Source organism: Variovorax sp. 01N429 (assembly GCF_056399425.1).
The window spans coordinates 79,951-105,086 of record NZ_JBFTRG010000015.1; the positions used below are offsets into that span (position 1 = coordinate 79,951).

General features: G+C 64.4%; 23 protein-coding genes. 19 read left to right on the plus strand and 4 right to left on the minus strand.

All coding sequences use genetic code 11. The features are described 5' to 3' along the window. Window positions 1-31: 31 nt before the first annotated feature. Window positions 32-379, plus strand: a complete 348-nt coding sequence (locus AC1DSF_RS23190) for a hypothetical protein (RefSeq protein WP_478128659.1) — start codon at window positions 32-34, stop codon at window positions 377-379. Between the two features lie 29 nt (window positions 380-408). Beyond that, the gene (locus AC1DSF_RS23195; RefSeq protein WP_478183494.1) at window positions 409-1,104 is read left to right on the plus strand and encodes a hypothetical protein; all 696 of its coding nucleotides are present in this window, start codon (window positions 409-411) and stop codon (window positions 1,102-1,104) included. Window positions 1,105-1,139: 35 nt separating this feature from the next. Here the strand turns inward: AC1DSF_RS23195 and AC1DSF_RS23200 are convergent, their stop codons facing one another. From AC1DSF_RS23200 to AC1DSF_RS23210, 3 genes are all read right to left on the minus strand, one after another. Next, the gene (locus tag AC1DSF_RS23200) at window positions 1,140-1,496 is read right to left on the minus strand and encodes a hypothetical protein (protein WP_478145947.1); all 357 of its coding nucleotides are present in this window, start codon (window positions 1,494-1,496) and stop codon (window positions 1,140-1,142) included. Next, entirely contained in the window at window positions 1,496-2,701 is a 1,206-nt protein-coding gene (locus tag AC1DSF_RS23205) for a hypothetical protein (RefSeq protein WP_478183495.1), read from the minus strand. Before AC1DSF_RS23205 ends, AC1DSF_RS23200 begins: the two co-directional genes overlap by 1 nt. A gap of 129 nt (window positions 2,702-2,830) precedes the next feature. Beyond that, window positions 2,831-3,433, minus strand: a complete 603-nt coding sequence (locus AC1DSF_RS23210) for a phenylacetic acid degradation protein PaaY (protein WP_478183496.1) — start codon at window positions 3,431-3,433, stop codon at window positions 2,831-2,833. A gap of 188 nt (window positions 3,434-3,621) precedes the next feature. Between AC1DSF_RS23210 and paaG the strand changes: the two genes are divergently transcribed. The 17 genes from paaG (at window position 3,622) to AC1DSF_RS23295 (ending at window position 24,266) form a co-directional block, all read left to right on the plus strand. Next, window positions 3,622-4,422 carry a 2-(1,2-epoxy-1,2-dihydrophenyl)acetyl-CoA isomerase PaaG gene (gene paaG / locus AC1DSF_RS23215; RefSeq protein WP_478183497.1) on the plus strand — a complete coding sequence of 267 codons (801 nt, stop codon included), beginning with the start codon at window positions 3,622-3,624 and terminating at the stop codon, window positions 4,420-4,422. Between the two features lie 6 nt (window positions 4,423-4,428). Continuing rightward, window positions 4,429-4,878 (plus strand): hydroxyphenylacetyl-CoA thioesterase PaaI, encoded by a 450-nt coding sequence (gene paaI / locus AC1DSF_RS23220; RefSeq protein WP_478128665.1) that lies wholly within the window; start codon window positions 4,429-4,431, stop codon window positions 4,876-4,878. 19 nt (window positions 4,879-4,897) lie between these two features. Beyond that, entirely contained in the window at window positions 4,898-6,217 is a 1,320-nt protein-coding gene (gene paaK / locus AC1DSF_RS23225) for a phenylacetate--CoA ligase PaaK (RefSeq protein ID WP_478128666.1), read from the plus strand. Between the two features lie 15 nt (window positions 6,218-6,232). Further along, window positions 6,233-8,698, plus strand: a complete 2,466-nt coding sequence (locus AC1DSF_RS23230; RefSeq protein WP_478128667.1) for a penicillin acylase family protein — start codon at window positions 6,233-6,235, stop codon at window positions 8,696-8,698. A 38-nt stretch (window positions 8,699-8,736) separates the two neighbouring features. Beyond that, window positions 8,737-9,750, plus strand: a complete 1,014-nt coding sequence (gene paaA, locus AC1DSF_RS23235) for a 1,2-phenylacetyl-CoA epoxidase subunit PaaA (RefSeq protein ID WP_478128668.1) — start codon at window positions 8,737-8,739, stop codon at window positions 9,748-9,750. A gap of 29 nt (window positions 9,751-9,779) precedes the next feature. Beyond that, a complete protein-coding gene (gene paaB, locus AC1DSF_RS23240) occupies window positions 9,780-10,106 on the plus strand; it encodes a 1,2-phenylacetyl-CoA epoxidase subunit PaaB (RefSeq protein WP_478128669.1) in 327 nt (108 codons plus the stop codon). Between the two features lie 34 nt (window positions 10,107-10,140). Further along, complete coding sequence (paaC, locus tag AC1DSF_RS23245; RefSeq protein ID WP_478183498.1) at window positions 10,141-10,914, plus strand: 1,2-phenylacetyl-CoA epoxidase subunit PaaC; 774 nt, start codon at window positions 10,141-10,143, stop codon at window positions 10,912-10,914. Then, entirely contained in the window at window positions 10,908-11,432 is a 525-nt protein-coding gene (gene paaD, locus AC1DSF_RS23250) for a 1,2-phenylacetyl-CoA epoxidase subunit PaaD (RefSeq protein ID WP_478183499.1), read from the plus strand. Before paaC ends, paaD begins: the two co-directional genes overlap by 7 nt. Before the next feature lie 13 nt (window positions 11,433-11,445). Beyond that, window positions 11,446-12,531 (plus strand): 1,2-phenylacetyl-CoA epoxidase subunit PaaE, encoded by a 1,086-nt coding sequence (gene paaE, locus AC1DSF_RS23255; RefSeq protein WP_478128672.1) that lies wholly within the window; start codon window positions 11,446-11,448, stop codon window positions 12,529-12,531. A gap of 28 nt (window positions 12,532-12,559) precedes the next feature. Next, complete coding sequence (locus AC1DSF_RS23260; protein ID WP_478128673.1) at window positions 12,560-13,183, plus strand: TetR/AcrR family transcriptional regulator; 624 nt, start codon at window positions 12,560-12,562, stop codon at window positions 13,181-13,183. A gap of 65 nt (window positions 13,184-13,248) precedes the next feature. After that, entirely contained in the window at window positions 13,249-14,403 is a 1,155-nt protein-coding gene (locus AC1DSF_RS23265) for an ABC transporter substrate-binding protein (RefSeq protein ID WP_478128709.1), read from the plus strand. Between the two features lie 154 nt (window positions 14,404-14,557). Beyond that, entirely contained in the window at window positions 14,558-15,586 is a 1,029-nt protein-coding gene (locus AC1DSF_RS23270) for a branched-chain amino acid ABC transporter permease (protein ID WP_478128674.1), read from the plus strand. After that, complete coding sequence (locus tag AC1DSF_RS23275) at window positions 15,583-17,409, plus strand: branched-chain amino acid ABC transporter ATP-binding protein/permease (RefSeq protein ID WP_478128675.1); 1,827 nt, start codon at window positions 15,583-15,585, stop codon at window positions 17,407-17,409. Before AC1DSF_RS23270 ends, AC1DSF_RS23275 begins: the two co-directional genes overlap by 4 nt. Before the next feature lies 1 nt (window position 17,410). Further along, window positions 17,411-18,151, plus strand: a complete 741-nt coding sequence (locus AC1DSF_RS23280; RefSeq protein ID WP_478128676.1) for an ABC transporter ATP-binding protein — start codon at window positions 17,411-17,413, stop codon at window positions 18,149-18,151. A 23-nt stretch (window positions 18,152-18,174) separates the two neighbouring features. Next, the gene (paaZ, locus tag AC1DSF_RS23285; protein WP_478128677.1) at window positions 18,175-20,220 is read left to right on the plus strand and encodes a phenylacetic acid degradation bifunctional protein PaaZ; all 2,046 of its coding nucleotides are present in this window, start codon (window positions 18,175-18,177) and stop codon (window positions 20,218-20,220) included. 111 nt (window positions 20,221-20,331) lie between these two features. Further along, entirely contained in the window at window positions 20,332-22,908 is a 2,577-nt protein-coding gene (ligD, locus tag AC1DSF_RS23290) for a DNA ligase D (RefSeq protein WP_478128678.1), read from the plus strand. A gap of 182 nt (window positions 22,909-23,090) precedes the next feature. Further along, entirely contained in the window at window positions 23,091-24,266 is a 1,176-nt protein-coding gene (locus AC1DSF_RS23295; protein ID WP_478128679.1) for a hypothetical protein, read from the plus strand. Window positions 24,267-24,272: 6 nt separating this feature from the next. Here the strand turns inward: AC1DSF_RS23295 and AC1DSF_RS23300 are convergent, their stop codons facing one another. Further along, window positions 24,273-25,106 carry a transglutaminase-like domain-containing protein gene (locus tag AC1DSF_RS23300; RefSeq protein ID WP_478128680.1) on the minus strand — a complete coding sequence of 278 codons (834 nt, stop codon included), beginning with the start codon at window positions 25,104-25,106 and terminating at the stop codon, window positions 24,273-24,275. Window positions 25,107-25,136 lie beyond the last annotated feature (30 nt).

Consider the following 25,136-nt stretch of genomic DNA (forward strand, 5'->3'; position numbering starts at 1 on the left):
TCAAGTCGAAAACCAAGGACGGAGGGTCAGCATGAACGTCGACAGACCTCGTTTAGCTTTCGGACTTCTTGCGCGAGCCTGTATTGCCTTGGCGGCTGTGGTCGCAACCGTCAGCGCCAATGGTCAAACGGAGACCGCTCCGCCCAAACATCAACGACCGCCAGGCGATGAGGCAGGTGGTGTGAGCAACAAGCCAGAGACTCAAAAGGAAAGCGAAGCTGCCGGTGCCACCGCCGGCGCCACGGCCGGTGCCGCGATGGGTGCCATGACCGGCTCAGCCAAAGAGAGCGCAAAGGCGGAAGCCCGGCGGGCGGAGGCAGCCACCAGCAGCAAAGCGCGGGCCAAACAGAGCGATTCGAACAAGATGAAGCAGGACTAGTAAACGCAAGAGGCTGTGGGGAGAAGGCAATGACCATCGCCAACAGCAGCCGGATCAGCGGCCTCGACGTTTTCCCGCCGCAGCGAAACTACATGCTGCTGACGCTGTCGGATCTCCTGGAAGCGCGCCGGCACTATCACGTCCACCTGGCCCACCTCCCCAATGTCGTCGGTACCGCCGTGGGGCGCTACCTGATCCACGAGAAGGATTGGTTCGCGACCCACGCGCCAGGATACCTGCACGATGGCGAGCCTCAAGACAACGGAAAACCCAACCGCGGCGCTGGCGTGCACACCGAGTATGAAGAGACGATGCTGCGCCGGAATGCGGTGACTTTTCTCGACAGCATTCAGAAGGCGCTCTCGTCGGGAGCCAGCCACGCCAGGACGCCAGCGACGGGCCACGCGGCGGCAGTCGAAACGGTGCGGTTGATGCAGCGCACCTTCAAGACCATCAAGCCACTGTCGATCGTTGATGCCTACGACGCAGGGGATGACCTGTGGGATACCTTCGGCACCAAGACGGTGGGCGTGATGGTCGATGGCGTGCGAACCCTTCGCGCGATCTGGCGGGGCGCATGGAATGTTGCGGATGGCGAAAAACGCATCGTGGCCAGCCGTCTCGTCGGCGTTCCTCCCAAGGACCTCATTGACCTCTACATGCGCAACACGTGGATGCCGTCGAAGACGTTGAAGACGGTTGCGGCGGTCTTGAAGGGCTTGTAGCGGGGTGCTACCGCGGCGCCGCTTACGGGCGCCGCTTACGTCTTCGGCAAGCTGAGATAGTAGAAGACGAAGGACACGCCGCACCCCAACACAAAGAGGACGAGCGACACCAAATTCGAAGAGCCCTTCTCAAGCCAGGTCGGGGGCTTTCCCTCGGATGCCGGCTGCAGGCGTTTTGAGGCCTCGGCGGCGGTGGTCTTGAAGCTGCGTCCGTCGGCCAGTGTCACGGTGATCTCTTCGTTTCCAGGTGCCTGCCGGATTGCGTCGATGGCATCCGCGGAAAACCCATGACTGGTCAGAATTCCTGTCACCGCCGCCAGGTGAGGCTTGCCGCGCACAAAGTAGGCAATGACGGCCGAAATGACGATTCCCACAATGAGTATCCAGGTCATCACGTCTCCTTGGTTGATGAAGGCATGGTGGGAGCGGTGTGCGCCCTTCGGTGCAGTTCCACGACCGCGCGCCAGGTCGGAGAGAGCGCCACATTTTGCGCGGGGAAGTGCCCCGCAACAATGGTCCAGATGTTGTCGAAGAAGATATGGCAATGACGCGAGATCGTGTCGATCCGATCGGCAAGGTCGGGATGTGCGGCCTTGAGTTGCATCACCAGGAACGTCAAACGAGTACGGGGATGTGGATGCATGTCGTCACCATGGGCCCTGAAGTAGAGATGGCCCATGAAGGCCTCCGGCAGGAGTGAGTAGTCGATGCGAAACGCCAGGTAGTTGATGGTTCGATAGATCAAGCTCATGGTTTCGAACATCACCAGGACGGCAATGAGCGCAGGCATCGTGTTGTTGGCCGGCTGGTGGCTGGACAAGGTTCCCCGTAGCGCGTGCACGTCCGCATCGCACTCTCGCTGCTGCAAGGACCCCAAGCCGGCAGCGCCGGAGAAGTGACCCAGCGACAGATGCGACAGCTCATGCAAAAGACAAAAGGCGAAGGCATCCGACAAGAACTCGGCTGCGAACAGGTGGCTCCTCATGCTCGCGTAGTCGACGCCGTGCTCCGGATACGGCCAGTTCTGCGTGACGAGGCCGAATAGCGACTCGGCGACGCCGTGTAGCGTGGTCGCCGCTCTCTGGAGGTCCATCGCTGTGCTCTGGGAAAGAACCTTTTCCAGGTCGGTGGGTTGTACAGGGCGGCCGTCTCCGGCGCGCGCAAGCACCTCACCGACGAGCATGTGCAGGACCAACATCCCAGTGCTGAATACGACGGCAGTCTTTCCGTCCAGGTCATTGCGAGTCACGCTGGGGTAGATGGAGGCCAGCGGCGCAGTGCCCATCAGCAGCGAATCTCCGAGCACGATGCCGGCGGGAATGGCGCCGGCTGCATTCAGCCTGCGGTAGGCCGCCTCCAGAAGAGGGAAGGTCAACTTTTCCTGGAAGCGCGATGGGGGTGAGGGGCCCCGAAGTTCAATGGGGCCTTGGCCACCCATCGTGATGAGTTCCAGTATCGAGATCTCCACTTCATGCGGCACGACATACTGGGCGGAGTAGGCGAAGCTCGGGTCGTCAACCCGGGCGAGAAAGCCAGCCTCTCGCCAGGCTTCTTGCTGGATGTACTCCAGCAAGGTCAACGCGGGCGGGGGCGGCACTTTTCGCCGACACAAGAACTGCAGCGCTCGTATTGGCACGTTGATCCTTTTGCCGCGGAGGACTGGTTCGCAAGAATACTGTGTGAGTGCCCCTGCGCTGCGTCGAATGATGCCCGCCGGCTGACCACGCTACCCGCGCTTCGTCGCAATCAACGGCTTCACATCCGGCGCATTGACGCGAGGCCGATTGGCCTCGACAGCGGGCAGCGCGTCGACTTCCTTCATGCTCGCAAGGCTGCGCCGCGTGAGGTCCTGATAAGTGCGCGTGCCTTCCAGCTTCCACGCGACTTCCTGGTCGCTCAGCTCGCGCATCACCTTGGCAGGAATACCGGCGGCGAGCGAACGCGGAGGGATTTTCTTGCCGGCCGGAACGAAGGCGCAGGCCGCGAGGATGGCTGCTTCGCCGACTTCGGCCTCGTCCATGACGACGGCGTTCATGCCGACCAGTGCGTCACGTCTGACGATGCAGCTGTGCAGCACTGCGCCGTGGCCGATGTGGCCGTTTTCTTCGACGACGGTGTCATGCGCGGGGAAGCCGTGGATCACGCACGTGTCCTGCAGGTTGGAGCCGCGCTCGAGCACGATGCGCCCGAAGTCGCCGCGCAGCACCGCGCACGGCCCGACGTAGCAGCCGGGGCCGACGATCACGTCACCGATCAGTACGGCTGTCGGATGCACATAGGCGCTGGGGTCGATGACCGGCACCACTCCTTCGATCGAATAACAAGGCAAGGCTGTCTCCTTTGAGTTGACGGGAAGGGGCCTCGGCAGATCGTCGGCAGATATGCGGGTTTCCCCGTGGGTCTTTTGACTTGCGCCCGGCTGGTGTGGATCTTATGATTCACCGACCGGTCGGTCAACAATACTCGTGACACAGATCGGCCCCACCTCTCGACTGCGCCCACGACTGGAGACAAAGCTTGTCCGATTCACTCGTCCTTGCATCGCAAGACGGCCCGGTATTGACGCTCACGCTGAACCGGCCCGCCGCACTCAACAGCTTCACCGGTGCCATGCACGAGCAGCTTCGCGCTGCACTCGATGCGGCGGCGTCGAATGCCGAAGTCCGCTGTCTGATCCTGACGGGTGCGGGCCGCGGCTTCTGTGCCGGCCAGGATCTTGCCGACCCGATGGTCGCTCCGTCGCCTGACGGCGAGCCGCCCAAGGATCTGGGCTGCGCGATTGAGATCCTCTACAAGCCCCTCGTGCGACGGCTGAAATCAATGCCGTTTCCGGTGATCGCCGCGGTGAACGGTGTCGCGGCCGGCGCGGGTGCGAACCTGGCGCTCAATTGCGATCTCGTGCTGGCGGGTCAATCCGCGAGCTTCATTCAGGCTTTCGCGAAGATTGGCCTTGTGCCCGACACGGGCGGCACGTGGCTTCTGCCGCGCATCGTGGGCCGCGCGCGCGCCATGGGGCTCGCGATGCTCGGCGACAAGCTCGGCGCTGCCGAAGCCGAGCGCATTGGTCTGATCTGGAAGTGCGTCGACGATGCAGCGCTGGCCGAAGAGGCCCGCAATCTCGCAGTGCGCCTCGCCGCAATGCCGGTGAAGGCACTGGCCGCGACGCGCAGCGCCATCGATGCAGCGCAACACCTCACGCTTGATCAGGCGCTGGACCGCGAAGCCGTTGTCCAAGCCGAGCTCGGCCGCGCACACGACTACCTCGAAGGCGTTGCCGCCTTCGGCGCAAAGCGCGCTCCCGTCTTCACCGATCGCTGATTCACCATGACCGCACCCCAATCCGACCGCACGCCGCAACAGACCGCGGAACTCGTCCGCGAGCGCATGTTCGCCAATGACCGCGCCGCGAAGAGCCTCGGCATGGAAATCGCCGAAGTCTCTCCGGGCAATGCAACGATCTCGATGACGGTGCGCGAGCACATGCTCAATGGTCACGACATTTGCCACGGCGGCTTGATCGCGACGCTCGCCGACACGGCTTTCGCGTACGCCTGCAATTCGTACAACGAGCTGACGGTGGCTTCGGGCTTTTCAATCGACCTGATGGCGCCGGGCCGCGAGGGTGACGTGCTCACCGCGCGCAGCTTCGAGGTGTCGAAGGCGGGCCGAACCGGGGTCTACGACTGCGAAATCACCAACCAGCGCAACGAACGCATCGCCGTGTTCCGCGGCCGTTCGTACACCATCAAGGGCAAGCCGGCCGTCGCCGCGTGAGCCGCCCGAGGAGACATCCATGCCTGTGAAGCAACCCGCCCCGGGTGAACTCGATCCCATCGAGACCGCGAGCCGCGACGAGATCCAGTCGCTGCAGTTGCAGCGCCTGCGTTGGTCGCTCAAGCACGCCTACGACAACGTGCCGCACTACCGCAAGGCGTTCGACGAAAAGGGCGTTCATCCGGACGATCTGAAGCAACTGAGCGACCTTGCCAGCTTCCCCTTCACGACCAAGAAGGACCTGCGCGATAACTACCCCTTCGGCCTGTTCGCGGTTCCGAGAGAGCAGGTCTCGCGCGTTCATGCGTCGTCGGGCACCACGGGCAAGCCCACGGTGGTCGGCTATACCAAGAACGACATCGACACCTGGGCATCGTTGGTCGCACGTTCGATCCGCGCTGCAGGCGGCCGTGCGGGGGACATCGTGCACATCGCGTATGGCTATGGCCTTTTCACCGGCGGACTGGGCGCGCACTACGGCGCCGAGCGGCTGGGCTGCACGGTGATTCCGATGTCCGGCGGGCAGACCGAAAAGCAGGTGCAGCTCATCCGCGACTTCAAGCCCGAGATCATCATGGTCACCCCGAGCTACATGCAGGTGATCGTCGAAGAGTTTGTGCGCCAGGGGCTCGACCCGCGCGAATGCTCCCTCAAGGTGGGCATCTTCGGCGCCGAGCCGTGGACCGAGGCGATGCGCCATGAGATCGAAGGCAAGGCCGGCATCGATGCGGTCGACATCTACGGCCTCTCCGAAGTGATGGGCCCCGGCGTCGCCAGCGAATGCATCGAGACCAAGGACGGCCCGGTGCTTTGGGAAGACCACTTCTATCCGGAGATCATCGATCCCGAAACCGGCGAAGTGCTGCCCGAAGGCTCGGAGGGCGAGCTTGTCTTCACGTCGCTGACGAAAGAAGCGCTGCCCATCATTCGCTACCGCACGCGCGACCTCACGCGTCTCTTGCCGCCCACTGCACGTTCGTTCCGCCGCATGGGCAAGATCGTCGGGCGCTCCGACGACATGCTGATCATTCGCGGCGTGAACGTCTTCCCGACACAGATCGAGGAGATCGTGTTGCAGCACGCCAAGCTCTCAGGCCAATACCAGATCAACGTCAGCCGCGATGGGTTGCTCGACACGGTGGAAGTGCAGTGCGAGTTGCAGCCGCTCGCCGCGCCGACGACCGGCGACCAGGAAGTACGCGAGATCGCGGGATGGCTCCAGCAGCGCATCAAGACGCTCGTGGGCATCTCGACCACCGTGAATGTGCTCAAGCCCGACAGCATTGAACGCACGCTGACCGGCAAGGCGCGGCGCGTCATCGACAAGCGCTCGCGCTGAAACGCCAACAACTTCATGCTGAAGAAACTCTCTCTCCTTTGCGCAGCCCTTGCGCTTGCCGGATGCGCCGCCACCACGGCCACCTCGACGGGATCGGTCACGATCAAGCGCGACAGCTACGGCGTGCCGCATGTGTATGCCAACGACGCGCGCGGCCTGTTCCATGGCTACGGCTACGTGGTTGCCGAAGACCGGCTGTTCCAGATGGAGATGGCGCGTCGTGCGGTGCTCGGCACAGTCTCGGAGGTCATGGGGCCCAAGTACGTGGCGCTCGACAAGGGCAGCCGCTCGGCTTTCACGCCGGCTTCGATCCAGGCACAGATGGCCAAGCTCTCGCCGGAGGACCGGGCCATCTTCGACGGATATGCCGCAGGCTTCAATGCGCGCGTCAAGGAGGTCCTGGCTGACAGGGCCCAATTGATGCCGAAGCAGTTCATCGACGCCGGCTTCGAGCCCAAGGCCGACTGGACGGGCTACGACGTCGCGATGATCTGGGTCGGAACGATGGCCAACCGCTACTCCAATGCGAGCAGCGAAATCGCCAATCTCCGCCTGTTGAATCAATTGCAGAAGGCGCGCGGAGATGCCGTCGGCCGCGAACTCTTCGATCAGATCCGCTGGATCGAGGACCCACTTGCGCCGACCACGGTTCCGCGCGTCGGCGGACGGGCGCAGGCCGCATTGGCACCAGCGAGCGACGCCACAAGGGCGAACGAAGCTTCGGCGCAGATTACGCAACTGGCGCATCTGGCGCCGGTTTCGCCCGAGTTGCTGGCGTCCAGCAGCGACGTCGATGCAGCGCGGCGCGGTGTTGCCCAGCCGTGGCAGCGGCCGATCGCGAGCAATCTCTGGATCGCAGGCCCGAAGAAGACCACCGACGGCAGCACCGTGCTGATCAACGGGCCGCAGTTCAACTGGTTCAATCCGTCGTATGTGTTCGCGATCGGGCTGCATGGCGCCGGCTATGACGTGACGGGCAACACGCCCTTCGCGCATCCCGTCGTCCTGTTCGGCACCAACGGAAAGATCGCCTGGGGCGCGACCGCGGGTCCGCTGGACGTCAACGACATGTACCAGGAGAAGCTCAACCCGTCGAATCGCTACGAGTACCTCTTCAACGGCGCCATGCGACCGATGGGCAAGCGCACGGAGATCATCAAGGTCAAGGGCGAGCCGGACCAGAGCCTCGACGTCTATTCGACCGTGCATGGCATCGTCACGGACTTCGACCTGCCGAACAACACCGCTTTCTCGATGAAGCGCAGTTGGGACGGCTATGAACTCGAATCGCTGCTCGGCTGGATCCATTCAATGCAGGCCAGGAACTGGGACCAGTGGCTGGCGCAGGCTTCGCGCGTTGCCATCACCATCAACTGGTACTACGCGGACGCCGACGGCAACATCGGCTATGTTTCGCCCGGCCGGCTGCCGATGCGTCCGGCTTCGCAGGATCTGCGGCTGCCCGCGATCGGCGATGGCTCGATGGAGTGGCTTGGCATTCGCCCTTTCAAGGAAGATCCGCAGGTGCTGAACCCGGCGCAGGGCTTCATCGCGAACTGGAACAACCAGTCAGCGCCTGGAGCGGTGAGCGACGGCGGCAACTATGGCGCGGCCGACCGGGTCAACGAATTCATTGCGCGACTGCAAGCCAAGCCGCGACTGACAGGCGACGAGCTCTGGGCCATCAATCGCAGCACGGCCTACGCAGACACGAACGCGCGCTACTTTGTGCCGTTCATCATCGAGGCGACGCGCAGCTTGCCGGCCAGCGATCCCGCAAAGCGCGCGGCGCAGATCCTCGGCGCATGGAACATGGAGAACGACGACCCGACCGAGCAGGGCGTCTACCAGAGCCCGGCCACGGCGATCATGATGACCTGGCTGCCGATCATCTACAAGCAACTGCTGGCCGACGATCTGCCCCCCGAGGTGTTTGCCGGCTACGCGAGCGCAGGCTATGCGGGCGCGACGCAGGTCGCCAGCATTCGGCCGGGCAACGGTTCGAAGTTGCTCTACAACGCACTGCTCGGCACCAAGGCCGGGGTGCCCCAGCGCTACGACTTCTTCAATGGCGCAGACAAGAACGCGATGATCCGGAGCACGCTGGCGCAAGCGGTGTCTGAACTGACGGCGCGTTACGGCAGCGATCCCGTTCGCTGGCGCACCCCGGTCACCAAGCATGTGTTCCTCACCAGCAACTTCATCGGCGCGCCGCAAGCGAGTGCGGACGAACTGCTGACGCTGCCGAGCTTCATGAATCGCGGTACGCAGAACGACAAGATCGTGTTCTCGCCCGGCAGCGTTTCGATGTGCACGGCGGCGCCTCCCGGACAGAGCGGCTTCGTTGCGCCCGATGGCCGCAAGGCCGCGCACTACAGCGACCAGATGGCGCTCTTCAAGGACTTCGGCTGCAAGAGCGAAGCACTGACACCGGCCGATGTGGATCGCCATCTCGAATCCACCCGGCAACTGACGTATTGACGGCAGAAGCCGCATTGACCCTTCGATAGGAGATCACGATGTACACGCAAGCCATGGACACGATGGGCAAAGAGCCCGGCGACGGCAAGAAGGCCGTACGCTCCGCTGACGAGATGCAGCTCGAACAACGCTTCGACGCCCGCATCGACGCTGGCGACTTCATCGAAGCGAAGGACTGGATGCCCGAGCACTACCGCAAGACGCTGGTGCGCCAGATCAGCCAGCACGCGCATTCCGAAATCGTCGGCATGCTGCCCGAGGGCAACTGGATCACGCGCGCGCCGACGCTCAAGCGCAAGGCCATCCTGCTGGCAAAGGTGCAGGACGAGGCGGGCCACGGCCTCTATCTGTATTCGGCCGCGGAGACGCTCGGTACTTCGCGCGACCAGATGGTCGATGCGCTGCACACGGGTCGCGCCAAATACAGCTCGATCTTCAACTACCCCACGCTGACTTGGGCCGACATGGGCACGATCGGCTGGCTGGTCGACGGCGCCGCGATCATGAACCAGGTGCCGATCTGCCGCTGCTCTTATGCGCCGTACGCGCGCGCCATGGTCCGCATCTGCCGCGAAGAGAGCTTCCATCAGCGCCAGGGCTTCGAAGCGCTGCTCACGATGATGCAGAAGGGCACCGACGCGCAGAAGGCGATGGTGCAGGACGCAGTCGACCGCTGGTGGTGGCCTTCGATCATGATGTTCGGTCCGCCGGATGATCAGTCGCCCAATTCGGCGCAATCGATGCGCTGGGGCATCAAGCGGTTTTCGAACGACGATCTGCGCGCCAAGTTCATCGATGCCGCCGTGGAGCAGGCCAAGGTGTTGGGCGTGACGCTGCCCGACCCTGACCTGAAGTGGAACGAAGAGCGCCAGCACCACGACCACGGCCCCATCGACTGGAGCGAGTTCTGGCGCGTCATTGCCGGCGACGGCCCCTGCAACCGCGAGCGCCTCGGTGCTCGCGTGAAGGCGTGGGAAGACGGCGCCTGGGTGCGCGAAGCCGCACTGGCCCACGCCGCGCGCCGCGCAGCCCCCGAACCGCTCGCGGCATAGCTCGCAGGCACAGAGCAAGGAACACGATCATGAGCAGCAGCACCAATCCGACAACAACTGAAGCACCTGGCGTCGCGACAGAGTGGCCCCTGTGGGAAGTCTTCGTACGCAGCAAGTCGGGCCTCGACCACAAGCACTGCGGCAGCCTGCATGCCGCCGATCCGAAGATGGCGATCCAGATGGCCCGCGACGTCTACACGCGCCGCCAGGAAGGCACCAGCGTGTGGGTGGTGCGTTCAGACCAGATCGTCGCGAGCGACCCGGGTGACAAGGACATGTACTTCGATCCAATGGAAGACAAGGTCTACCGCCATCCCACGTTCTACCAGCTGCCCGGCTCGGTAGACCACATGTGATGAACACTCGCCCCCAGCCTCGAGGATCATTGAAATGACGGCCTCTATCGCCATCGAATCGACGCCTGCCGTGCAGTACTTGCTGCGCATCGGCGACACCTGCCTGATCCATGCGCAGCGCATCTCCGAGTGGTCGGGCCACGCTCCGATCCTCGAAGAGGACATCGCGATGTCGAACATGGCGCTGGACCTTATTGGCCAGGCGCGCGCCGTGCTGACGCTTGCCGGCCAGATCGAAGGGCAAGGGCACGACGAAGACCAGCTCGCGTTCCTGCGCGACGAGAAGGACTACCGCAATCTCACGATGGTCGAACTGCCGCGCGGCGACTTCGCCTTCACGGTGATGCGCAACGCGATGGTCGCCACGTTGATGAAGCTGTTGTGGGAACGCTTGCACAGCTCCAGGAACGCCGAACTCTCAGGCATCGCCGGAAAGGCCGTCAAGGAAGCGCGCTACCACCAGCAGCATGCGGCCGACTGGGTCGTGCGCCTGGGCGATGGCACGGATGAATCGCGGCAACGCATCGAGAAGGCGCTGAAGGACCTGTGGCTCTATGTGCCGGAGTTCTTCGAATCGGATGCAGTCGACGACGCCGCGCACACCGCTGGCATCGGCCCGCGCTGGGTTGACCTGAAGGAGCCTTGGCTGGCCGACATGAAGGCCATTCTCGAAGAAGCGACGCTTTCAGCGCCCAGTGAAGCCGCATTCCGAAGCACCGGCAAGCGCGGCGTACACAGCGAGCACATGGGCTACATCCTCGCCGAGATGCAGCACCTGCAGCGGGCGTTCCCAGGAGGGGTATGGTGAACGCGTCGCCAGCATCCGTCGCGGCGCGCTGCGAGCAGGCGTGGGACGTGCTCGCCACGGTGCTCGACCCCGAAGTGCCTGCGCTGTCGGTGCGCGACCTGGGCATCGTGCGCGACGTGATCGAACATGACGACAAGCTGGAAGTGGTGTTGACGCCGACTTATTCAGGCTGCCCTGCCACGGAGGTCATCGAGCACGACGTCCTCGCGGCGATCGACAAGGCCGGGCTCGGCCCCGCCTACGTCACGCTGCAACGCGCTCCGGCGTGGACCACGGACTGGATCAGCGCCGAAGGCCGTCGCAAGCTCTTCGAGTACGGCATTGCGCCGCCAGGACCGGTATCGCCGGACGGCGCCGTGCCGATCCGCATCTTCGGCCGCAAGGCGGATGCGGTCGCTTGCCCGCGCTGCGGCAGCAAGAACACCGAGCGCTTGTCGGCATTCGGTTCGACCGCGTGCAAGTCGATGTATCGCTGCATCGCCTGCCGCGAGCCTTTCGAACACTTCAAACCCATCTGAAGCGGCCAATGCCATGAGCGTCATGTTTCACCCACTGCGCGTGCGCGCGGTCGAGCCCGACACCGAAGAAGCGGTGATTGTTTCGTTCGACGTCCCGACCGATCTGCGCGACGTCTTCGGTTTCACCCAGGGCCAGTACCTCACCTTGCGCAAGGACATCGATGGACAGGACCTGCGCCGCTCGTATTCGATCTGCGCGGGTGTGGACGATGGCGAGCTGCGCGTGGGCGTGCGCAAGGTCAAGGGCGGCACCTTCTCGAACTGGATCAACGAGCAGCTCCAGCCGGGCGACACCATCAACGTGATGGCACCGCAAGGCCGCTTCTTCGTGCCGATCGAACCGCAGTCGCGGCGCCAGCACGTGGGCATCGTCGGCGGCAGCGGCATCACGCCGATCTTGTCGATCATGAAGACCGTGCTTGCGCGCGAGCCGCATTCGCGCTTCACGCTGATCTACGGCAATCGCAAGCTGCAGTCGACGATGTTCAAGGAGGAGCTGGAAGACCTCAAGAACCGCTACATGACGCGGCTGGTGCTGCATCACGTGTTCTCGGGCGAGCCGACCGATGCGCCGCTGAACATGGGCCGCATGAACCGCGACAAGATCGGCGAGTTCCTGCGCACGGTGGTTCCGGCCGGCAGCATCGACCATGCGTACATCTGCGGACCTTTCCAGATGAACGACGAGGCCGAGGCGGCGCTGCTCGCGGCGGGGGTGCCCGAAGAGCGCATCCACATCGAGCGATTCGGCGTCGCGGCGCCCGAAGGCGCGCCGGTGGGCGCCGTCATCCACGAAGCACGGCCCGGCGATGCCGAACTCGCGAAGATCGTCATCATTCGCGACGGCTTTCAGCGCGAGATCGAGTTCCACAAGGACCAGCCGAGCATTCTGGATTGCGCCTCGGCCGCGGGCCTCGAAGTGCCGTTCTCATGCACCTCGGGCGTGTGCGGCACCTGCCGCGCCAAGCTGGTCGAAGGGCAGGTGCGGATGGAGCGAAACTTCGCGCTCGACAAGAACGAGATCGCTGCCGGCTTCGTCCTGACCTGCCAGGCCCATCCGCTGAGCGAGCGCGTGGTCCTGTCGTTCGACGAACGCTAGAACATCCAACCCGGAAAGAAAAAATTCCATGGCACGCGGACGCTCACCCGGATATGAAGACCAGCGCGAAATGATCCTGGATCGTGCCGCGCAGCTCTTTGCCAACCGGGGCTATTCCGCGACGTCGATGAACCAGGTGGCCGAAGCCTGCGGCTTCTCGAAAGCGCTGCTCTATCACTACTACCGCGACAAATACAGCCTGCTGATCAGCATCGCGGAAAACCACGTGTCACGCCTCGAGGATCTGGTGGCCGATGTCGACCAGCAGGCCCTGTCGCCCGAAGCGCACCTGCGAGAGTTGATCCGGCGCTTCGTCCAGGAATACGCGGGCGCGCGGCATGCACACCGCGTGCTGACTGAAGACGTGAAGTTCATGGAGCCCACGGACCGCGAGCGCGTGCTGGGCACCCAGCGCAAAGTCGTCGCCGGCTTCGCGCACGCGGTGATGGCGTTGCGCCCCGACTTGCGCAAGACCACGCTCGCCAAGCCACTGACAATGCTGCTGTTCGGAATGATCAACTGGATGTTCATCTGGATGCGGCCCGACGGCGAGCTCGACTACGACGCGATGGCGCCAGTAGTAGCAGACCTCTTCCTCGGCGGGCTTCCAGGTGTCAGACTTCCGCGGCCCGTTGTCCAGGCGGACGCCTGAGACAGCCGGACATCAATACCTTTTCATTTTTTCCAAACCAGCAAAACGGAGACAACCGCATGAGCATGAAACACCTCAAACCCTTCGCCGTGATCGCGGCGCTGATTGCATCGGCGTTCGCGCACGCCGACATCAACGTCGGCGTCACCGTGTCGGCGACGGGGCCTGCCGCATCGCTCGGTATTCCCGAGAAGAACACCATCGCGCTGATGCCCAAGACCATCGGCGGCCAGAAGGTCAACTACATCGTTCTCGACGATGCGAGCGACACCACGGCGGCGGTGAACAACACGCGCAAGCTGATCTCCGAGAACAAGGTCGACGTCATCCTCGGCTCGACCACCACGCCCAATTCGCTCGCCATGATCGACGTCGCGGCCGAGAGCCAGACGCCGATGATCTCGATGGCTGCTTCCGCCCGCATCATCGAGCCGATGGACGCCAAGCGGCGCTGGGTGTTCAAGACGCCGCAGAACGACATCATGATGTCGCTCGCCATTGCCGAGCACATGGCGGCCAATGGTGTGAAGACGGTGGGCTTCATCGGCTTCTCCGACGCTTATGGCGAAGGCTGGTTCCAGGAGTTCTCCAAGGCGGCCGATCTGAAGAAGATAAAGATCGTTGCCAACGAGCGCTATTCGCGCACCGACACGTCGGTCACCGGCCAGACGCTGAAGATCATGTCTGCCAAGCCCGATGCGGTGCTCGTCGCGGGGTCCGGCACGCCGGCCGCACTGCCGCAGAAGAGCCTGAAGGAGCGCGGCTATGGCGGCAAGCTCTACCAGACGCACGGCGTGGCAAACGCCGACTTCCTGCGCGTGGGCGGCAAGGATGTCGAAGGCACCTTCCTGCCGGCAGGTCCGGTGCTGGTCGCGGAGCAGTTGCCTGCTTCCAATCCGGTGAAGAAGTCGGCGCTGGCGTACGTGTCGGCTTACGAGGGCGCTTACGGCAAGGGTTCGGTGTCGACCTTCGGCGCGCACGCCTGGGATACCGGTCTGCTGATGACTGCCGCGGTTCCGGTAGCGCTCAAGAAGGCACAGCCGGGTACGCCTGAATTCCGCGCTGCATTGCGCGACGCGCTCGAACAGATCAAGGAGCTGCCTGGTGCCCACGGCGTGTTCAACATGACACCGAACGATCACCTCGGCCTGGACCAGCGCGCACGCGTGATGGTCAAGATCGAAAACGGCGCCTGGAAATACATCCCACCCGCACAGTGAACGACGTGAGCTGGTTCCGCGCTATTTCTAAAACGTGCCCGGCGCTCCGGATCCTCTTTGCGGGAGCTGCCGCGGAGCCGGCTTCGCCGGGCCGCTGGCAGCGCCCCCTTGAGGGGGGTGGCGGCCACACGCAGTGGGCAAGCCTGGGGGTGTGATGGACACTCAGATCGCCCTTTTGCTGGGGCAGGACGGCATCGTCAACGGGGCGGTCTACGGACTGATGGCCTTGGCGCTGGTGCTGGTTTTTTCGGTCACGCGGGTGATCTTCATTCCGCAGGGCGAACTCGTGGCTTTTGGTGCGCTGTCGATGGCGGCGCTCAACGGCGGACGTACGCCGGCCACGCTCTGGCTACTGCTGGCGCTTGCGGTCGCAACGCTTGGAGTTGAAGCCTGGCGCTGGAAGCGGGGCGCCACGGTGGATTGGAAGGCCACGGCTGTGTGGACGATCGCCTTTCCGGCGCTGGCTTCCCTGCTCGTGCTCGCTGTTCATCCATCGTCGCTCGCCATGCAGGCAGTCACGGCGCTGGTGCTCATCACGCCGCTCGGGCCGCTGCTGTACCGGCTCGCGTATCGGCCGTTGGCTGATGCGACCGTGCTGATTCTGTTGATCGTTTCGGTCGCGTTGCACGGAGTGCTGGTCGGCCTCGGCTTGTTGTTCTTCGGCGCCGAAGGATCGCGCACGCCTGCTTTCTCCGAGGCGCAATTCGACATCGGCGGTGTTCCGATCAGCGGCCAGTCGATGGTGGTGGTGGGCGTCGCCTTCGTGCTGGTGGTGCTGATGTTCGTCTTCTTCGAACGCTCCATCGTCGGCAAGGCGCTGCGCGCCACGGCAATGAATCGCGTCGGCGCGCGGCTCATGGGCATCCCAACCGATCTTTCGGGCGACCTGAGCTTTGCCCTCGCAGCCTTGATCGGCGCCGTCTCCGGCCTGCTCATCGCACCGCTGACGACTGTCTATTACGACACCGGCTTTCTCATCGGGCTCAAAGGCTTCGTCGCGGCGATCGTGGGCGGGCTCGGTAGCTATCCGATTGCGCTGCTCGGTGCGCTGCTGGTGGGCCAACTCGAAGCCTTCTCTTCGTTCTGGGCCAGTGCATTCAAAGAGGTTCTCGTGTTCACGCTGATCATTCCCGTCCTGTGGTGGCGCTCGCTGCGCAGCCGTCATGTGGAGGATGAAGAATGACGCGGCGCTATCTCACGTTGCTGTGCATTGCGGCGCTGGCGCTCAGTTGGGCCTGGCTTCCGGAATTCACCGTCACGCTCTTCAGCTACATCGGTCTCTATTCGATGGTCGCGGCGGGCCTTGTCATGCTCACCGGCATCGGCGGCATGACGTCTTTCGGGCAAGCGGCTTTCGTTGCCGTCGGCGCGTATGCGACTGCTTGGGTCTGCACGTCGCCGGTTGCGGCTTCAGCGTTGGGCGGGGTGGTTTCGCCGGGCGTGCTGCCGTGGGTCGGGCTGGTGCTCGGGCTTGTGCTCACCTTTGCGATCGCGTGGGGATTGGGCGCCATCACGCTCAAGCTGTCGGGCCACTACTTGCCGCTGTGCACGATTGCATGGGGGCTGAGCCTCTATTTCCTCTTCGGCAACCTGGAGTTCCTCGGTGGGCAGACCGGGATCACCGGCGTTCCGGCGCTCACGGTGGCGGGTTTCTCGCTCGCATCGCCGCGCGCATTGGGCCCGTTGATCTGGGCGGTCCTGTTGCTGGCGCTCTGGGCGCTGCACAACCTGCTCGATTCGCGCGAGGGCCGCGCCATCCGCGCGCTCAAGTCGGGCCGCGTGATGGCCGAGTCGATGGGTGTCGATACGGCGCGCTATCGGGTCAAGGTGTTCGTTCTTGCGGCGCTGCTCGCGGCGCTGTCGGGCTGGCTCTATGCGCACATGCAGCGCTTCGTCAATCCGACGCCCTTCAACCTCAACATCGGCATCGAATACCTGTTCATGGCCGTGGTCGGAGGCGCCGGACATCTTTGGGGCGCAGTGCTTGGCGCAACGCTGATCACGCTGGTCAAGGAGCAGTTGCAGGACATCCTGCCCAAGCTGCTTGGCGCAAGCGGCAACTTCGAAGTGATCGTGTTCGGGCTGCTGATGCTCTTCGTGCTGCAACGCTTCGCCGAAGGGATGTGGCCCACGCTGGCGCGCGTGTCCGGTCGATTCCTCAAGCCGGACCCCGTGCCTGTGCCGAAGACGACCACCACGCTTGCCACTCGCAAACTACCTCCTGCGGGCCAACTGCTGCTGGAGGCGGACAAGGTCACGAAGCGCTTCGGCGGGCTCGTCGCCAACAACGCGGTGGCGATGACGCTCAAGGCCGGCGAAGTGCATGCGCTGATCGGCCCGAACGGCGCCGGCAAGAGCACCTTCTTCAACATGATTTCCGGCGTCGACGATCCGAGTGAAGGCGAAGTGCGCCTGATGGGCGAGCCGATGCGTGGCAGGCCATCGCGCGAGTTCGCGGCACGCGGGCTCGGTCGCACCTTTCAGCATGTGCGTCTGCTCGGCATGCGCAGCGTGCTGGAGAACGTGGCGCTGGGTGCCCACCGGCGCGGGCGACATGGCTGGTTGAGTTCGATGTTGCGGATGGACCGTGCGGAAGAAGCCGCACTTCTGGCCGAAGCCCGCCGCCAGATCGAGCGCTGCGGGCTCGGCGAATACGCCGACGCGCCGGCCGCCTCGCTGGCGCTGGGCCAGCAGCGCGTGGTCGAGATCGCACGCGCGCTCGCGGGCCAGCCCGCCGCACTGCTGCTCGACGAACCGGCGGCGGGCCTGCGCCACCTCGAAAAGCAGGCGCTTGCAACACTGCTTTCGCAACTGCGCGCCGAAGGGCTGGGCATCCTCGTCGTCGAGCACGACATGGAATTCGTCATGAACCTCGCCGACCGCATCACCGTGCTGGAGTTCGGCACCGTCATCGCCGAAGGCACGCCGGCCGAAGTGCAATCCAATCCCCGCGTGCTGGACGCCTACCTCGGCGGCAGCGACGAACCGATCCCGATGGCTGCATGACATGAACCCGCTCTTCGAACTCCAGGACTTCAGCGTCGCCTACGGCGCGGTCGAGGCGGTGCATGGCGTCGCATTGCGCGTCGACGAGGGCGAGATCGTCACCGTCATCGGCCCCAACGGCGCGGGCAAGACCACGTTGCTGTGTGCGGCGATGGGCTTGCTGCGCTCCACCGGCAGCCTCACGCTGGCCGGCGAGCGCATCGCACGGCCAAGCGTCGAAGCGATGGTGGCGCGCGGCGTGGCGCTGGTGCCCGAGCGGCGCGAGCTCTTCGGCGAAATGTCGGTCGAAGACAACCTGCTGCTCGGCGGCTTCTATCGCTGGCGCACGGGCAAGCGCGATCAGCGCGAGCGCATGGACGAAGTGTTCGCGATCTTCCCGCGCCTGAAAGAGCGCCGCGCGCAGCTCGCCAGCACGCTGTCGGGTGGCGAGCGGCAGATGCTTGCTATCGGTCGCGCGCTGATGGCGCGTCCGCGTCTGCTGATGCTCGATGAGCCGTCGCTCGGCCTCGCACCGTTGATCGTGCGCGAAGTGCTGCATGTCGTCTCTTCATTGCGCTCGCATGGCGTCTCGGTGCTGCTGGTCGAGCAGAACGCGCGTGCCGCCTTGCAGGTCGCCGATCGCGGCTACGTGCTTGAAACCGGCGCGGTCGCATTGACCGGCCCTGCGCAGGCACTGCTGCACGACCGCCGAATCATCGACACCTACCTTGGCCTCGGCAACAAGAACGCCGTCGCTGCCTGACTGTCCGCAGAACGGAGAAATTCATGACCCAGACCCTTCAAAGCTTCATCGGTGGCCGCTGGCTCGGCCAGCAGGGCGCGCAAGAGCTTCGCAGTGCAATCAACGGCCGAGCCGTGGCGAGCACGCATGCCGAAAGCATCGACTTCGGCGAGGCGCTCGATCACGCACGCAACATCGGCTTGCCCAATCTTCTGGCGATGGATTTCCAGCAGCGCGCGCAACGCCTGCGAGCGCTGTCGAAGTACATCGCCGAGCACAAGGAAGAGCTGTACGCGATTTCTGCGCACACGGGCGCCACGCGCGCGGACAGCTGGATCGACATCGAAGGCGGTGCCGGTACGCTGGCCGCTTATGCGGGCATCGGCGGCAACGAACTGCCGTCGGGCAACCTCGTGCATGAAGGCCCGGCGATGCCGCTCGGCAAGAAGGGCGGCTTTGCGGGAACGCACATCCTGGTGCCTCGCCGAGGTGTCGCGGTACACATCAACGCGTTCAATTTCCCCGTGTGGGGCCTGCTCGAAAAATGGGCGCCGAGCTTTCTTGCGGGCATGCCCTGCATCGGCAAGCCGGCCACTTCGACCAGCTACCTGACCGAAGCGCTGGTGCGGATGATGCACCGCTCGGGTCTGTTGCCGGAGGGCAGTCTGCAACTGGTGATCGGCAGCACGGGCGACCTGCTCGACCGGCTCAATGGCTCCGATGTCGTGAGCTTCACCGGCTCGGCGGACACTGCCGCGAAGCTGCGCGTGCATCCCAATGTCGTGCGCCAATCGATCCCTTTCAACGCCGAGGCCGACTCGCTGAACTGCGCCATCCTCGCGCCGGATGTCTCGCCCGACGATGAAGAGTTCGATCTTTTCGTCAAGGAAGTGGCGCGCGAGATGACCGTCAAGTCGGGCCAGAAGTGCACCGCCATCCGCCGCGCGATCGTCCCGCGTCAACATCTCGACGCCGTGGCCGACAAGCTGCGTGCGCGGCTCGCGAAGATGGTCGTCGGCGACCCCTCGCTCGAAGACGTGCGCATGGGCGCGCTCGCATCGCACGCGCAGCAGGCCGACGTCGCCGAGCGCGTGCGCATGCTGATGCAAGGCGCGGAACTGGTCTTCGGCGAGCGCGATGGATTTGCGCCGCGCGGCGAAGGCGCAGCGGAGGGCGCGTTCTTCTCGCCGACGCTTCTGCTTTCACGCGAACCGATGCGCCACGATGCCGCGCACGATGTCGAAGCGTTCGGCCCGGTGAGCACACTCATGCCTTATGAGGGGCTCGATGAAGCGCTCGCACTGGCCGCGCGCGGACGCGGCAGCCTTGTCGCCACACTGGTCACCAAGGACCCGGCCACCGCCGCCAAGGCCATCCCCTTTGCGGCCGCACACCACGGACGCCTGCTCGTGCTCGACCGCGAAGCCGCAGCCGAATCGACCGGCCATGGTTCGCCTTTGCCCTTCCTCAAGCATGGTGGCCCGGGCCGCGCAGGCGGCGGCGAAGAGCTGGGCGGCTTGCGCGCCGTCAAGCACTACCTGCAACGAGCGGCCGTGCAAGGCTCGCCGAGCATGCTGGCGGCAGTCACCGGCGAATACGTGCGCGGTGCCAAGCTGAACGAATCCGAAGTGCATCCCTTCCGCAAGCACTTCGAAGACCTGCAGATCGGCGACTCGCTGCTCACGCACCGGCGCACGGTGGGCGAGGCCGACATCGTTGCCTTCGGTGGCATCTCCGGCGATTACTTCTACATGCACTTCGACGAAGTGGCCGCGAAGGAGAGCCCCTTCGGCAAGCGCATTGCGCACGGCTACTTCGTGCTGTCGGCCGCCGCGGGGCTCTTCGTCTCGCCAGCGCCGGGGCCGGTGCTTGCCAACTATGGGCTCGACACGCTGCGCTTCATCAAGCCGGTGGGCATCGGCGACACGATCCGCGCGCGCCTGACATGCAAGCGCAAGATCGATCGGCAGAAGAAGGATGCCAACGGCGTCGGACAAGGTGTCGTGGCCTGGGACGTCGAGGTGACCAATCAGGATGGCGATCTGGTCGCGAGCTACGACATCCTGACCCTCGTCGCCAAGCGGAGTTGATCGGCGCGGGCGTTCCGCGCCCAAGGTGCAATCCTCCCGACGCTCGCCGCCGTTGCTTTCCTACAGCGGTTCGTGTCGGCGCATCCTAGGGTCCCAGCCTGGAGACCCGACATGCCCGCATCCGCACTCGAAGCGCTGGCGCCCTACCACCGCAAGCGCGACTTCAAGAAGACACCGGAACCGAAGACGGGCGGCAAGGCCGGCAAGGGGACGCTGTCCTTCGTCGTGCAGAAGCACCACGCGAGCCATCTGCACTACGACTTCCGGCTCGAACTCGACGGCACTCTGAGGAGCTGGGCGGTGCCGAAAGGGCCATGTCTCGATCCGAGCGTCAAGCGGATGGCCGTGCAGGTGGAAGACCATCCGATCTCGTACGCCGACTTCGAAGGAACCATTCCGCCGAAGCAGTATGGCGCCGGCACGGTGATCGTGTGGGACCGCGGCGAATGGTCCGCGCTGGGCGACGCGCGCAAGTCCCTGGCCGAAGGCAAGCTCAAGTTCGAACTGCGCGGCAAGAAGCTGCGGGGGCATTGGACGCTGGTGCGCATGCGCGGCAGGGGCGAAAAGAAGGAGCCCTGGCTGCTGATCAAGGAGCGCGACGACGAGGCGCGTGATCTCGCGGACTATGACGTCGTCGAGGCCGAACCCGACAGCGTCTTGACCGGACGAGACGTCGACAGCCCGCCGCCGGTCACCTATGGGAGCAAGCCCGAGCCCGCCGCGAAGAAGACAAAGGTGAGCGCAAGGCCCAGCGAGACACCCGCCGTGGGCGCCATCGGTCGCAAGGCTCCATTGCCTGCAATGCTTTCACCCGAGCTCGCCACGTTGGTCTCCGCGCCACCGCTCCGGCCGGCCGATTGGCTGTATGAGCTCAAGTTCGATGGCTATCGCATCCTCGCTCGCATCGACGGCGACAAGGTGCAGTGCATCACGCGCAACGGCAATGACTGGACATCCAGGCTGCCAGGCGTGGCCAGGGCATTGGCGAAGCTCCCCACTCGATCGGCGTGGCTMGATGGCGAGATCGTCGTCCATAACGAGCACGGGGCGCCCGACTTCCAGGCGCTGCAGAACGCCTTCGACAGTGGATCCACTTCATCGATCGTCTATTGGCTGTTCGATGCGCCTTTTCTGGATGGGCGCGATCTGCGGGATGTTCCGCTGGAAGAGCGACGCGCAGCACTGGCCCGGCTGACGGGAGACAAGCCGCCCGATCTCCTGCGCTTCAGCGAAGCCTTCGACGTCGCGCCGCGCGATTTGCTGGCTTCGTCGGCGAAGGTCGGCTTCGAGGGCATCGTCGGCAAGCGCAAGGGATCGAGCTACGTGTCGCGCCGCTCGCCGGATTGGATCAAGCTCAAGAACCAGCGGCGGCAGGAGTTCGTCATCGGCGGCTACACCGCGCCGAAGGGCTCGCGCACGGGCTTCGGCTCGCTGCTGCTGGGTGTGTACGACGACAAAGGCGCGCTCCAGTATTGCGGCAACGTCGGCGCAGGATTCGACGTCGGTCGCCTGACGGACATCAAGGCGAAGCTCGACGAGGTGCAGACGAGAGAGTGCCCCTTTCAGACGCGGCCTGCGGGCGTCAAGGCGCAATGGGTCGAGCCGGTGCTGGTGTGCGAAGTGGCCTTTGGCGAATGGACGCAGGACGGGCGCATCCGCCACTCCGCATTCCAGGGGCTTCGCACGGACAAGCCCGCCGGGCAGATCCGTCGCGAGACCGCGGCGCCCCCTCAGCAGGCGACCCCGACCGAGGCAAAGTCAAAGAAGTCGACCAAGGAACCGAAACCTCAAGGAGCTTCGAAAGCCATGCCGCAGCGCATCACCCATGCCGAACGCGTGATCGACGAGCAGAGCGGCACCACGAAGGGCGAGCTAGTCGCTTATTACGCCGAGGTCGCCGAGCTCATTCTTCCGCACCTCAAGGGCCGGCCGGTGGCGCTGGTGCGCGCGCCGGAGGGCGTGGGTGGCGAGCTCTTCTTTCAGAAGCACATGAAGCAGAGCGAGCTGCCGGGCGTGAAGCTGCTCGATCCGGCGCTCGATCCAGGCCACGATCCGCTGCTGCAGATCGACAACGCGCAAGGCATCCTGGCGGCGGCGCAGATGAATGTCGTGGAGTTCCACACATGGAACGCGACCTCGAACAACATCGGCAAGCCCGACCGGATGACCTTCGACCTCGACCCTGGCGAAGGCGTCGAATGGTCGCGTATCCAGGAAGCCGCCATGCTGGTGCGGACCCTGCTCGACGAACTGGGGCTGCCGGCATTTCTCAAGACCAGCGGCGGCAAGGGCCTGCACGTGGTCGTGCCGCTGCGTCGCAGCTACGACTGGGATGCCGTGAAGGGCTTCTCGCAAGGGATCGTGCAGCATTTGGCGGAGACCATCCCCGATCGCTTTGTTGCCAAGAGCGGGCCGCGCAATCGTGTGGGCAAGGTCTTTGTCGACTATCTGCGCAACGGATTCGGCGCGACGACGGCGTGCGCCTGGTCGGCCCGTTCGCGGCCGGGCTTGGCCGTCTCGGTACCCGTGGCATGGGACGAACTGCCCCTGCTTGAAAGCGCTTCGCAGTGGACCGTAAAGAACGTCGGCGCCCGACTGCCCACCGGCAATTCACCGTGGGCGGACTATGAGAAAAGCCGGACCGCCTTGGGCGCCGCGATGAAGCGGCTGGGCTACGTGGCGGGTTAGGGCGACCGTCGCCAGCGCGCTGCCGCATAGATCGTTGTTGCATGGATGCAACTTTCCCTCCTCATCTTTGAGGGTGACTCATCGGTTTTTCATGTGACAGGTTGTTTCACAACCTACGATTTATTGGTCAGGTGATCGTCAGTTCGACGCACCGACGCAATAAAAACGAAAGAGAAACCGAGATGAGGGCACCGTTTTCCGTCGCGAGCGCGACGATGTTGATCTTGAGTCTCGCCGCTTGCGGCGGCGGTAGCAGCGGCGGCAGCGCCGGCTTTTCGCTTCAGGCGCCGGGCGGCTCGGCCACCGGAGCCACCGGAAACACCCAGGCGCCGCAGACGACGCCGGAGGTGCCCGCCGCCGACGCCCGCAACGGCACCTACCAGGTGTTCAGCGGTGCCGGCACGGAATTCAAGTTCAAGGTCGACTTCGACCTCAAGCAGTACGCGCTCCTCGACAGCGCAGGCGCCCTCATTCGTTCAGGCACGTTGATGACCGACCCTGAAACGGCCGGCACCTACGTCATGGTCGACGCGGTCACCAAGCTGGCGACCTCTAATAACGCGCGTTTTCGCGTCTCGGCGGATACGCTCGTCGGCGTTGCGCCGTTGCCTCTCCCGTTCGCCAATACCACCAACATCAGCGAGTCGCTTCCGTTTGTCGCCACGCGTTCACTCGTGACCGACAAGACCCAGCTCGACGGTCTGTACAACCGCCTGGACCTGACCTTGACTGCCGGATCGGGAAATTCGTTGCCTCAACTCAGTTCGCGGTTGCATGAAGTGAAGATTTCGGGCCAGGGCACCGGCCTCGACCAGTGCAACGAAACCAACACCTTGTCGAATCTCGCCAATTGCACGGGGACCGGCAAGACCCTGGTCCACTACACAGCCGCTGCCACTGCGGACGCGCAAGGGCACTGGACCTTCACGAACGACTCCGATGCGAGCGACAAGCTCGTCTTTGCGGTGGCGCGCATCGGCGGGGAGAACGTGCTGCTCGAATCGGATGCGGACGCACGCATGCCAGCGAATCGCGTCTTCCGCGTCGGCTTGCCGAGCGGCGCTTCGTGGCCGACTTCGACTGCGTATGGCGGCAGCGAAATGGGCGACTGGAGCAAGTACAGCATCGGTCCGACGTCGATCGACGTGACCAGCAAGGCGCTAGACGGCAGCAGCAGTTCCGAAAGCTACCCGCTCTCCGTTCCGTCGACCACCGAGCCACAGGGATGGAAGAAGGCGAGCTTCACCGTCGGCCAGACGACCGGAGTCGCCTTTGCGATGCAAGGCAAGGGCCTCTACGTCCTCATGGGCAGTCCCAGCATCCACAACGGCTACCTCCATGTCGGCCTGACCCACTGACCAGGCTCACGCAAAGGTCGGCTGCGGCAGCACCTCATCCGTCGTCACCTCGAAGCGCTCCAGCGTGCTGGCACCGAACACCATCGTGATCGGCACGTCGGCCGCGTCCCGGCCGCGTGCGATCAGGATGCGACCGATGCGCGGCACGTTGTGGCGCGCGTCGAAGGTGTGCCAGCGGTCGCCCAGGTAGACCTCGAACCAGGCGCTGAAGTCCATCGGCGAGGGTATCGGCGGCACGCCGATGTCGCCGAGGTACCCGGTCACATAGCGTGCGGGGATGTTCATGCAGCGGCACAGCGTGATGGCCAGGTGGGTGAAGTCGCGGCACACGCCGACGCGTTCGCGGTAAGCCTCCAAAGCGGTACGGGTGGCTCGCGCGCTCTGATAGTCGAAGCGCAGGTGCTGGTGAACGAAATCGCAGATGGCCTGCACGCGCTGCCATCCGGCCGGCACGCCGCCGAAGAGCCCCCACGCAAGCTGCAGCAGTTCGCTGTCGACCTCGCAATAGCGGCTGGGCAGCACGAACTGCAGTGTCGACGTCGGGAGGTCGGCAGGCGCATGCTCGATCGCATCGAATGTCGCCGGGTCAGGCAGGCCGGTGTCGTACACCACGCCCTGGCTCTGCAGGCGCACCTTGCTCACGCCGGAGGGTATGGCCACGCGCGCGCACTCGTTGCCAAACGTGTCCGTGTAGAAGTCTGTTCGCAGCGGCGGGCTGATCGTCGTGCTTTCGCCGGGCTGGATATCCTGCGCACGTGACGAGTGCACGCGCAGCATGTAGATCAATGCCGTGGGCGGAGTGACGCCCAGTTCGATGTCGAAGCCGATTTTGATGAGCATGATGCGCTGCAATCGAGTGGATTGGGTCGG